Here is a 10,946-nt window from a genome sequence, read left to right on the forward strand (position 1 = left end):
CCGGGTCGATCCGGTGGCTCCGAAGACCGTAACCGGATCGTGACTATCGGCCAAGCCCGGATGCGCTACTGATGCCCGCCTCTGTCCCTCGCTGTCCGAAAAGTCGGGACGAGCGAGGTGACCCGACTCACACGCGGACCGTCACGCGACGAGGGTCAGTACCAGCCGACCGACATCGAGTGGCTCCACGCCCCGCACGGGGTCCCGTAGCGGCCCGCGATGTAGCCCAGACCCCACTCGATCTGGGTCGACGGGTTGGTGCGCCAGTCCGCGCCGGCGGACGCCATCTTGGTGCCAGGCAGGGCCTGCGGGATGCCGTACGCCCCGCTGGACGGGTTCTCCGCGTTCCAGCGCCAGCCGGACTCCTTGTCCCACAGCTTCTCGAGGCAGACGTACTGGTCGGCGCCCCAGCCCCGCTCGGCCGCCATCGCCTTGCCGATCGCCTTCGCGGACCCCGGGTCCGGGTTCGCCGACGAGACGTCGAGCGTGCCCACGACGATCACCTCGGTCACGGGCTCGCGCGTCACCTTGCGGTCCAGCACGGTCCGCTGCACCTCGGCGCCGTCGAGCGTGCGTACCTCGTAGGTGGTCACGCGCTCTCCCGGGACGCCCGAGGTGCGGACCACCTCGTAGCCCTTCGGCAGCTCGGCGGACTCGACCCGCTCCGTCTCGAACGGGACGACCTCGGTGACCCGGTCGGCGTCCGTGTCGCCGCGGCTGACCATCACGACCATGCCGTCGACGGCCGCCGCGCCGAGCGGCACCGACGTGCGGTCCTGCTCACCGAGGGTGATGTGCGCCGTCGCCAGGACGTCGCGGACCGTGGCCTGCGTCGTGCGGATCGGCAGCACGAGGCCGTCCACGGCCACCTGCACCGTCTTCATCGTCGAGACGCGGACGGGGGCGCGGTCCAGCGGGGCGGTGCGCGACGCCGACGTCACCGCCTTGTCGCCGCGCGGGCCGAGCGCGGCCAGCAGCTCCCCCACCGTGTGCGCCGTCGTCGGGAAGGTCGTGACCTCGCCGTCGATCTCCACGGTCACCTCGCGGCTGGAGCGCACGACGACCTCGCCGCCGTCCTTGGCGGCCGACGTCACCGCGGGCTGGACCAGGTCGTCCGGGCCGGGGGTGATGTGGTGGGAGCGCAGCACCTCGGCGACGGTGGTGCCGTACGCGTCGACGGTCGCGACGCGGCCGTCGTAGTCGATGGTCACGGACTTGTGCGCGTGCGCGACGACGGCGGTGCTGCCCACCAGCGCGACCACGACCGCACCGTGCACGACGTGCCGCGCGGGGCCCGTGAGCGCCCCGCGGCGCGGGGTCGACCGACCGGCCGTCGACTCGTCCGACGCCCGCTCCGCCCTCGATCTCCGCACGAGCACCAGACCGTAACGGAACCGTGACCAGGGGGGAAGCCCCCGACCGCTCACCGGCCCCTCACCGGCCCCCTCACCACGCGCCGTACACGCGCTCGGACGTCGCCGAGAGCGACCGGCACACCTCGTCCAGCGGGCGCTCGAGCACCTCGGCCATCGCCCGCACGGTGTGCGCCGCGACGTACGGGGCGTTCGGCTGCCCGCGGTACGGGTGCGGCGGCAGGTAGGGCGCGTCCGTCTCGACCAGCACCAGGTCCAGCGGCACGGCGCGCAGCGCCGCCCGCAGGTGGTCGTTCTTCGGGTACGTCACCGGGCCGGCGAAGGACAGGAACCAGCCGTGCTCCGCGGCCAGGGTGGCCATCTCCTCGTCGCCGGAGTAGCAGTGGAACACCGTGCGCTCCGGGGCGCCGTCGGCCAGCAGCACGTCGATCACCTGGGCGTGCGCGTCCCGGTCGTGGATCTGCAGCGCCAGGCCGAGCTCCTTGGCCAGGGCGACGTGCGCGCGGAACGCCTCGCGCTGCACCGCCTCGCCGCGGGGGCCGGTGCGGAACAGGTCCATCCCCGTCTCCCCGATCGCGCGCACGCGGTCGTGCGACCGCGCCGCCTGCGCCACGCGGGCGAGCGCGTCGTCGAGGGGGACGGCGTGGTGCGGCGCCGGGTCGGGCTCGAGGCCGTCCGGGCCCACCTCCCGCACGCCGGCGTGCAGCACGGCCTCGTTGGGGTGGATCGCCACGGCGGCGAGCACGCCCGGGTGGCCCGCGCCGAGCAGGTCGACGGTCCAGTCGATGCCGGGCAGGTCGCAGCCCACCTGCACGACCCGGTCCACGCCGGCCGCCCCCGCGCGGGCGAGGTGCTCGGCGACGCTGGGCGACGGGACGTCGTCCGGGAGCACGCCCGCGATCGCGTCGAGGTGCGTGTGGTTGTCCGCGACCGGGACGGGCAGGGGCTCCGGGTCCGTCGGGAACCCGCGCTCGCGCTTGCGGGCCACGATCAGGCGTCGTCGGCGAGACGCGGGAAGAGCGCGGCGCCCTTCGTCACGGTGGTCCCCGCGGGCAGGGCCCCGAACGTGGCCGCGCCCGCGACCGGCTGCGCGTCGAGCGCGCCCAGCGCGGGCTCGGCGCCCAGCGCCTCCCACAGCGCCTGGGCAGCCTTCGGCGTCACCGGGTTGAGCAGCACGGCGAGCGAGCGCAGCGCCTCCGCGGCGGTCACGAGGGACGTCGCGAGCCGGCCGCCGTCGACGCCGCGGCCGTCCTCGTCGGTCTCGCCGTCCGCCTTCGCGACCTTCCAGGGCTGCGTCTCGGTGAGGTAGACGTTGGTCGCGTCGACGAGCGTCCAGGCGGCGCCGACGGCGTCGTGGATCGCCAGCCGGTCGATGGCGGCCTCGGCGTCGGCGACGGCCTTCGCGGCGACCGCCTCGAGGTTCGTCTCGAGGTCGGTGGCCGGGCCGGGGGTCGGCAGCGTGCCGCCGAAGTACTTGCCGATCATCGCGGCCGTGCGCGACGCGAGGTTGCCGAACCCGTTGGCGAGCTCGCCGTGGTAGCGCGCGACCATGTCCTCCCAGGAGAACGAGCCGTCGCCGCCGAACGCGATGGTCCGCATGAAGTAGTAGCGGAACGCGTCCGAGCCGAACGTGTCGATGATGTCGGCGGGCGCGATGCCGGTCAGGCGCGACTTGCTCATCTTCTCGCCGCCCACCAGCAGCCAGCCGTGCGCGAAGACGCGCTTCGGCAGCGGCAGCCCGGCCGCCATGAGCATCGCCGGCCAGATGACGGCGTGGAACCGCAGGATGTCCTTGCCGACCAGGTGCACGTCGGCCGGCCACGTCCGCGCGAACTTGTCCCGCGCCGCCTCGTCGTCGGCGCCGTAGCCGACGGCCGTGGCGTAGTTGAGCAGCGCGTCGAACCACACGTACAGCACGTGCTTGTCGTCCCACGGGATCGGGATGCCCCAGTCGAACGTGGACCGCGAGATCGACAGGTCCTGCAGGCCCTGCTTGACGAAGCCGATGACCTCGTTGCGGGCGCTGGCCGGCTGCACGAACTCGGGGTGGTCCTCGTACAGCGCGAGGAGGCGGTCCGCGTACGCGCTCATCCGGAAGAAGTAGTTCTCCTCCGCGAGCATCTCCACCGGCTTGAGGTGGATGGGGCACAGCTTCTGGCCCTCGTGCTCGCCGGTGCCGTCGACCAGGTCGCCCGGGAGCTTGTACTCCTCGCAGCCCACGCAGTACGGGCCCTCGTACGAGCCGGAGTAGATCTCGCCCTTGTCGTACAGGTCCTGCAGGAAGGTCTGTACCGCGGTCTCGTGCCGCTCCTGCGTGGTGCGGATGAAGTCGTCGTTGCGCACGTCGAGCGTCTCCAGCACGGGCTTCCACGCCGACTCGACGAGGCGGTCGGCCCACTCCTGCGGGCTGACGCCGTTCGCCTCGGCGGTGCGCAGCACCTTCTCGCCGTGCTCGTCGGTGCCGGTGAGGAACCAGACGTCCTCCTGGCGCTGGCGGTGCCAGCGGGTGACGACGTCGGCCGCGACCGTCGTGTACGCGTGCCCGATGTGGGGGGCGTCGTTGACGTAGTAGATCGGCGTCGTCAGGTAGAAGGTCGCGGGCTCCGGCATGGTGCCCATCGTAGTTGCGCCCCGGCGGCGACCCGCGTCACGCCTTCGCGCGCAGCCGCTCCAGCTCCTCCTCGACGATCGAGTCGTCGAGCTTGGTGAACACGGGGGCGGGCTTCGCGACCCCGGTGCCCGGCACGACGGGGCGCGACTCCCACGCCGGGAACCCGTCCTCGCCCCGGTAGTCGCCGGTGATCACCGGGTAGGTGCGCGAGTCGTCGTCCAGGTCGGTGACCTCGTCGATGCGCGGCTGGGGCGCGAACGTCCCGGTGCCGCCGAACGTCTCGTGCACCTGCTGCGCCGAGTGCGGCAGGAACGGGCTGAGCAGGGTGTTGCAGTCGCTCACCGCCTGCGTGACCGTGTGCAGCACCGTGGCGAGGCGGTCGGGGTCCGTCTTGAGCTTCCACGGCTCGGTCTCGGACACGTACCGGTTGACGTCGCCGACGACGCGCATGGCCTCGGCGACCGCCGCCCGCTGACGGTTGGACTCGATGAGCCCGCCCACCGTGCCGAACGCCGCGGACGTCGCGGCCAGGACGCCGCGGTCGACGTCGGTCAGCTCGCCCGGCGTCGGGACCTGCCCGAAGTTCTTGTGCACCATGCTCGCGGTGCGGTTGACGAGGTTGCCCCAGCCCGCGACGAGCTCGTCGTTGGTGCGGCGCAGGAAGCTGTCCCACGTGAAGTCGACGTCCTGGCTCTCCGGGCCGGCGGCCGCCACGTAGTAGCGGAACGCGTCGGGCTGGTAGCGCGCGAGCATGTCGCGGACGTAGATGACCACGCCGCGCGAGCTCGAGAACTTCTGGCCCTCCACGTTGAGGAACTCCGAGCTGACCACCTCGGTGGGCAGCTGCAGCGTCCCGTACGGGCCCGGCGCCCCGCCGCGCGTGCCCTTCCCGTCGTAGGCCAGCAGCTCCGCCGGCCAGATCTGGGAGTGGAACGTGATGTTGTCCTTGCCCATGAAGTAGAAGGAGCGCGCGGTCTCCTCGGTCCAGAACGCGCGCCACGCCTCCGGGTCGCCCGTGCGGCGGGCCCACTCGATCGACGCGGACAGGTACCCGATGACGGCGTCGAACCACACGTACAGCCGCTTGGTCGGGTTCTGCTCCCAGCCCTCCAGCGGCACCGGGATGCCCCAGTCGATGTCGCGCGTCATGGCGCGCGGGCGCACGTCGTCGAGCAGGTTGAGGCTGAAGTTCAGCACGTTGGGCCGCCAGCCCGTGCGGGTGCGCAACCAGTCCCCCAGCGCGTCGGCGAGCGCCGGCAGGTCGAGGAAGAAGTGGTTCGACTCGACGAACTTCGGCGTCTCCCCGTTGATGCGGCTGCGCGGGTTGATCAGGTCGATCGGGTCCAGCTGGTTGCCGCAGTTGTCGCACTGGTCGCCGCGCGCGCCGTCGTACCCGCAGATGGGGCAGGTGCCCTCGATGAAGCGGTCGGGCAGCGTGCGGCCGGTGGACGGGGAGATCGCGCCCATCGTGGTCTTCTCGACCATGTAGCCGTTCTTGTGCACCGTGCGGAACATCTCCTGCACGACGGCGTAGTGGTTGCGCGTCGTCGTGCGGGTGAACAGGTCGTAGGACAGGCCGAGCGAGGTGAGGTCCTCGACGATGACGCGGTTGTAGCGGTCCGCGAGCTGCTGGGGGGTGACCCCCTCCTGCTCCGCCTGCACGAGGATCGGCGTCCCGTGCTCGTCGGTGCCGGACACCATCAGCACGTCGTGACCCGCCATGCGCATGTGCCGGCTGAAGACGTCGGAGGGAACGCCGAAGCCGGCGACATGGCCGATGTGCCGCGGGCCGTTGGCGTAGGGCCAGGCCACGGCGGAGAGGATGTGGGTCACGCCCGCGATTCTAGGGTCCGGTCCGCGACGGCGTCCGTGCCGTCCCGCACCGCGAGCCTGGTCCGCGGAACGTCAGCGGAAGGTCACGCGCACCAGGCGGTCGTCGCCGTCGCGCGGGGACCCGCGGCCGTCGGTGTTGTTGGTCAGCACCCACAGCCCGTCCGCGTCGCCGCCGCCGCGGACGACGGGCGCGACGTTGCGGAGCCGGCCCAGCTCGCCGGTGAGCAGCGCCTGGGGTTCCCCGAGCGGGTCTCCCAGCGGCACCCGCCAGAGGCGTTCGCCGCGCAGGCCCGCGAGGTAGACGGCGTCGTCGGTGACGGCCAGGCCGGACGGCGACGCATCCGCCGTGGACCACCAGGCGACGGGGACCACGGTGCCGGCGGTCTCCTGCCCCTCGGTCCCCGGGCCCTCGACGTCGGGCCACCCGTAGTTGCCGCCCGGCTCGATCACGTTGAGCTCGTCCCAGGTGTTCTGCCCGAACTCGCCCGCGACCATCCGGCCCGACGCGTCCCACCCCAGGCCCTGGACGTTGCGGTGGCCGAGTGTCCAGACCGGGGAGCCGGGGTCGGGGTTGCCCGGCGCCGGGTCGCCGTCCGGCGTGACGCGCAGGATCTTGCCGCCCAGCGACCCCGGGTCCTGCGACGCCGCCCCGTCCCCCGCGTCGCCCGTGCCGACGTACAGGAACCCGTCCGGCCCGAACGCCAGACCGCCGCCGTCGTGGTGCCCGGCGCGGGGGATGCCGCCGAGGACGGTCGTGAGCTCGCCGAGCGTCGTCCCGTCCAGCGTGCCGCGCAGCACCGCGTTGTCGTCGGCGCCCGTGCGGTAGACGAAGACGTCGCCCGACGCCGGGTCGCGGGCCACGCCCAGCAGGCCGCCCTCGCCGTCGGGCGTGGTCTGCGCGACGAGGGTCTCCGCGCCCGGCCCGGCGACCTCCGTCGTCGTGCCGGCGTCGGGGTCCACGACCACCAGCCGCGCCTCGTCGCGCAGGCTGATCAGCAGCGTGCCGTCCGGCAGCGTGGCCAGGCCCCAGGGCACCGGGAGCCCGTCGACGACCGTCTCGACCGACACGTCGGGGGCGGGCTGCGGCGACGCCGAGGTCGGCGCAGGGGTGGAGGTCGAGGCCGACGGCGACCCGCCGTCCTCGGCCGGGCTGCACGCGACCGCCGCGAGGAGCAGCCCCACGACGGTGGCGACGCCCGCCGTGCGGCGGCGCAGGTGCCCGGCCATGCCTCCATCCTGCGGCGGCCCGCGTCCGTCCGTCGACCGGCACCGTCGACACCGCGTCCCGACGCTGGCATGATCACCCCAAGAGACGGTCAAGGGAGACTGCCATGTCGATCACGGAACGCCTGCGACTCCTGCTCCGGCGCGGCGAGAAGGTGTCCCCGCTCGAGCGCCCGCGAGACCTCCCGCCGCACTCCCCGGCCCCGTCGCTGGCGCACGAGCTGGGTCGCCCCGTCGCCGGCACGATGGCCGTGCAGCCGCTGTACTGCCCCGACTCCTCCGGCGGCGGGTACTGCTGACTCCCGGGGCCGCGCCCGGGCGAGGTCCGAGCGGTGGCAGGGTGGGTGCCATGACCGAGAGCACCGTCCCCGCGTCCGCGGGCCGCGCCCTGATCGTCGTCGACGTCCAGCCCACGTTCTGCGAGGGCGGCGAGCTCGCCGTCGACGGCGGCAACCGGGTCGCCGCGGACGTCGCGGCCTACGTCGCCGCGCACCGCGACCGGTACGAGATCGTCGTGACCACGCAGGACTGGCACGTCGACCCGGGCGACCACTTCAGCGACCACCCCGACTTCGTCGACTCCTGGCCGCCGCACGGCATCGCCGGCACGCCGAACGCGGAGCTGCACCCGGCCCTCGCCGGCCTGCACCCCGACGTCTCCGTGAAGAAGGGTCAGTACGCCCACGGCTACTCCGGGTTCGAGGGCACCGACGACGCGGGCCGCACGCTGGCGCAGGCCCTGAGCGACGCCCGCGTGGAGGCGGTCGACGTCGTCGGCCTGGTCGAGTCGCACTGCGTGAAGCGCACCGCTCTCGACGCCGTCGGGCTGGGCCTCGTCACGCGGGTGCTCACCGACCTCACCATCCCCGTCAGCCCCGAGCAGGGCGAGCAGGCCCGCGCCGAGCTGGCAGCGGCGGGCGTCGGGCTGGTCCCCTCCACCGCGAGGTAGTTCGACACTCGCCGAGGTAGTGGACTGGACCACTACTTCGGGGAGTGTCGGACTACCGCGAGGCCGTCCGTACTACCTCGCGGCGAGGGCGGCGGCGTAGAGGTCGCGCTTGGGCACGCCGGCGGCGGTCGCGACGTCGGCGACGGCGGCCTTGAGCCGCTCCCCCGCCGCGACGCGTGCCAGCACCTCGGGCACGAGGTCCTCGACGCTGGGCGCGGCGCCGGCCGGGGCCCCGCCGACGACGACGCAGATCTCGCCGCGCAGGCCGTCGCCGTCGGCCGCGCGGGCGTCCACCTCGGCGACGACGTCGGCGAGCGGCCCGCGCAGCACCTCCTCGTAGGTCTTGGTCAGCTCCCGGCACACCGCGACGGGCCGGTCCCCGCCGAACGCGTCCGCCATCGCGCGCAGGGTGTCGGCGATGCGGTGCGGCGCCTCGAAGAAGACCATCGTGCGCGGCTCGGCCGCGAGCGCCCCCAGCCACCGCGACCGCTCCCCCGGCTTGCGCGGGACGAAGCCGTCGAAGGTGAACCGGTCCGTCGGCAGCCCGGACAGCGCGAGAGCGGTCAGCACCGCCGACGGGCCCGGCGCAGCCGTGACGCGCTCGCCGCGCTCGACGGCGCGGGCCACGACGCGGTAGCCCGGGTCGGACACGGCGGGCATGCCCGCGTCGGACACCACGAGCACGGTGCCGCCGTCGGCGACGACGTCGAGCAGCTCGTCGGCGCGCGCCGCCTCGTTGTGCTCGTGGTACGACGTGACCCGCCCCCCGACCGTCACCCCGAGGCGCTGGGCGAGGGCGTGCAGCCGGCGCGTGTCCTCGGCCGCGACGACGTCCGCCTCGGCGAGCAGCCGGCGCAGCCGCGGCGACGCGTCCTCGGCGTTCCCGATCGGCGTCGCGGCCAGCACGACCGCCCCGGCCTCGGCGCGCGGGACGGGACGGGGTGCGTCGGCGGGTGCGACGGAATGCTCGGCGGTCATGGTGACCAGCGTCCCACGCCCCCTACGATGACCCGGGTGACCGCCCCCGACGCCGACGCCACAGCCACCGGCGATCCCGCGCCCGCGGGCACGCCGCCGGACCACGGCCGCCATCGCGCGGCCGACTCCCCGCTCCCCGGCCCCGAGGTCCCCGTCGCCGACGCCCCCGACCCCGGCGCCCGCGGCCACGACGGCGCCGGTGGCCTTCCGCCGGCGTTCCCGGGCGGCCCGGCGGCGGCGTTCCCGCCGGTCCCGGAGGAGGCGCCCGACCCCCGCTCCACGCAGGCGCGCCTGCTGGACCGGCTGCTCGGCGAGCGGCGGGTGCGGCTCGACCTGCGCCGCCGCGACCGGTTCTGGGGCTGGTTCGGCACGATCGTCGTGACGCTGCTCGCCGCCGCGACGCGGCTGTGGAACCTGGGCCAGCCGCACCAGCTCGTGTTCGACGAGACGTACTACGTCAAGGACGCGTTCACGCTGGGCCGGCTGGGCTTCGAGGCGCAGTGGCCCGACGAGCCGAACCCGGCGTTCGAGGCCGGCGACGTGCTCACCTACCTCGACAAGACGGCCTACGTCGTCCACCCCCCGATCGGCAAGTGGATGATCTGGCTCGGCATGGAGGCGGGCGGCGGCGCCACCAGCTCGTTCGCGTGGCGGCTCGCGAGCGCCGTCGTCGGCATCCTCGCCGTGTTCCTCCTGGTCCGGATCGCGCGCCGCCTCTTCGCGTCGTCGGCGATGGGCGTCGCCGCGGGCCTGCTCATGGCGATCGACGGCGAGGCGATCGTGCACTCCCGGACGGCGTTGCTCGACCAGTTCCTCATGCTGTGGGTGCTTGTCGCGTTCGGCTGCCTGGTCATGGACCGGGAGCAGGCCCGGCGGCGGCTCGCCGGCCGCGTCGCGGAGATCCTCGACGCGGGCGGCACCGTGGCGCGCTACGGCCCGCGGCTCGGGTTCCGCTGGTGGCGACTCGCCGCCGGCGTCAGCCTCGGGCTCGCGTGCGGCACCAAGTGGTCCGGGCTGTGGTTCGTCGCCGTCTTCGGCATCCTCACCGTGCTGTGGGACCTGGCGGCGCGCCGCGCGGCCGGCGTCGGCCGCTGGTGGGAGGACTCCCTGGTCGTGGACGCCGTGCCGGCTTTCCTCACGATCGTGCCCACGGCGTTCGTCGTGTACCTCGCGTCGTGGTGGTCGTGGTTCACGCACGCCGGCTCGTACCTGCGGCAGTGGGCCGCGGAGCATCCCGGCGAGGGAGTCACCTGGCTGCCCGACCCGCTGCGCAGCCTGCTCGAGTACCACCGGCAGATGTGGGACTTCCACACGGGCCTCTCCTCCGACCACCCGTACGCGTCGCACCCGCTGGGCTGGATCGTGCAGTGGCGCCCCACGTCGTTCTTCTGGGAGAAGCAGCAGCCCGGCGAGGGCACCTGCCCGTCCGACGCCGTGGATGCGTGCGCCCGCGCCGTCACGTCGCTCGGCAACCCGCTCCTGTGGCTGCTGGCGGCGCTCGCGATCGTCGCGACGATCTGGCTGGGGATCCGCTTCCGCGACTGGCGCGCCGTCGCCGTGCTCAGCGGTACGGCCGCCGGCTGGCTGCCGTGGTTCGCGTACGCGCCGCCGTTCAGCGACCGCACGATCTTCACCTTCTACACGATCGCGTTCACGCCGTGGGTGGTGCTGACCCTGGTCTACCCGATGGTGGTGGCCCTCGAACGCACCGAGGGGCGTCGCCGCGAGCGCGGCCTCGTCGTCGCGGGCATCCTCGCCGTCCTGCTCGTGATCCTCGCGGTGTCGGCGATCTTCTACCCGCTGTGGACCGGCATGCAGGTGCCGTACCCCTACTGGCAGAACGTCATGCGCCTGGAGTCCTGGATCTAGCCCCCGAGACGTTGTGAGCGGGGGGTTGGGCTTGCGGCTTTGTTGCCGACCATGCACACCCCACCCCCCCCCCACCCCCCCCCGCCGGCCCCCGCCCCCCCCCGCGCCC

General features: G+C 73.9%; 9 protein-coding genes. 3 read left to right on the forward strand and 6 right to left on the reverse strand.

The genetic code is table 11. From position 1 onward, the window contains the following. Positions 1 to 155: 155 nt before the first annotated feature. From ACWF41_RS12255 to ACWF41_RS12275, 5 genes are all read right to left on the reverse strand, one after another. Entirely contained in the window at positions 156 to 1,373 is a 1,218-nt protein-coding gene (locus ACWF41_RS12255; RefSeq protein WP_380324270.1) for an aggregation-promoting factor C-terminal-like domain-containing protein, read from the reverse strand. A gap of 73 nt (positions 1,374 to 1,446) precedes the next feature. Then, complete coding sequence (locus tag ACWF41_RS12260) at positions 1,447 to 2,361, reverse strand: TatD family hydrolase (protein ID WP_380324267.1); 915 nt, start codon at positions 2,359 to 2,361, stop codon at positions 1,447 to 1,449. 2 nt (positions 2,362 to 2,363) lie between these two features. After that, the gene (metG, locus tag ACWF41_RS12265) at positions 2,364 to 3,983 is read right to left on the reverse strand and encodes a methionine--tRNA ligase (protein ID WP_380324264.1); all 1,620 of its coding nucleotides are present in this window, start codon (positions 3,981 to 3,983) and stop codon (positions 2,364 to 2,366) included. Positions 3,984 to 4,020: 37 nt separating this feature from the next. Further along, the gene (gene metG, locus ACWF41_RS12270; protein ID WP_380324261.1) at positions 4,021 to 5,817 is read right to left on the reverse strand and encodes a methionine--tRNA ligase; all 1,797 of its coding nucleotides are present in this window, start codon (positions 5,815 to 5,817) and stop codon (positions 4,021 to 4,023) included. Positions 5,818 to 5,889: 72 nt separating this feature from the next. After that, complete coding sequence (locus ACWF41_RS12275; protein ID WP_380324258.1) at positions 5,890 to 7,044, reverse strand: PQQ-dependent sugar dehydrogenase; 1,155 nt, start codon at positions 7,042 to 7,044, stop codon at positions 5,890 to 5,892. Positions 7,045 to 7,148: 104 nt separating this feature from the next. Here ACWF41_RS12275 and ACWF41_RS12280 point away from each other — a divergent pair, with 104 nt between their 5' ends. Together ACWF41_RS12280 and ACWF41_RS12285 are read left to right on the forward strand one after the other, a co-directional pair. Continuing rightward, a complete protein-coding gene (locus ACWF41_RS12280) occupies positions 7,149 to 7,340 on the forward strand; it encodes a hypothetical protein (protein ID WP_380324255.1) in 192 nt (63 codons plus the stop codon). 50 nt (positions 7,341 to 7,390) lie between these two features. Then, on the forward strand, positions 7,391 to 7,990 hold the full coding sequence (locus tag ACWF41_RS12285; protein WP_380324252.1) for an isochorismatase family protein: 600 nt from the start codon (positions 7,391 to 7,393) through the stop codon (positions 7,988 to 7,990). A gap of 72 nt (positions 7,991 to 8,062) precedes the next feature. Here ACWF41_RS12285 and rsmI read toward each other — a convergent pair whose 3' ends face one another. Beyond that, positions 8,063 to 8,968, reverse strand: a complete 906-nt coding sequence (gene rsmI, locus ACWF41_RS12290) for a 16S rRNA (cytidine(1402)-2'-O)-methyltransferase (RefSeq protein WP_380324249.1) — start codon at positions 8,966 to 8,968, stop codon at positions 8,063 to 8,065. A 36-nt stretch (positions 8,969 to 9,004) separates the two neighbouring features. Between rsmI and ACWF41_RS12295 the strand changes: the two genes are divergently transcribed. After that, entirely contained in the window at positions 9,005 to 10,837 is a 1,833-nt protein-coding gene (locus tag ACWF41_RS12295; protein WP_380324246.1) for a dolichyl-phosphate-mannose--protein mannosyltransferase, read from the forward strand. Positions 10,838 to 10,946 lie beyond the last annotated feature (109 nt).

The organism is Isoptericola sp. NPDC055063, assembly GCF_053608125.1.